At 64.2% G+C, this 302-nt stretch carries 1 protein-coding gene; it reads right to left on the minus strand.

Annotated elements, in window-relative coordinates:
• A partial coding sequence (locus PZH32_RS12865) for an ATP-binding cassette domain-containing protein (RefSeq protein WP_275208646.1) occupies positions 1–195 on the minus strand: 195 nt, incomplete at its 3' end.
• Positions 196–302: the final 107 nt, after the last annotated feature.

Genomic DNA, 302 nt, shown 5'->3' on the forward strand with positions numbered 1-302 from the left:
GGCAAAAAGACTGCGGGGATCTTGCGGCAGAAGAGCAACTCCCGGCACCGCACGGCCACGGCAACCGCCCACCTTGGCGCCCAATACGTTCACCTGGCCGCGATAGGGGCACAGCGAGCCAGTCGCCAGCCGAAGCAAGGTCGACTTTCCAGCCCCATTGCCGCCCATCAGCGCGAAGAGCGAGCCCGCAGGCACCGTTAGCTAAGCCCCGCGCAGGACATCGCCTTCCTCGCGATCGTAGCGAAACCAGAGATCGGTAAGCTCGAGTGCTGCTTTGTCGGAAGCCGTCCTCACGCCTTCAG

The organism is Adlercreutzia equolifaciens (assembly GCF_029076695.1).
Taxonomy (GTDB): Bacteria; Actinomycetota; Coriobacteriia; order Coriobacteriales; family Eggerthellaceae; genus Adlercreutzia; species Adlercreutzia equolifaciens_A.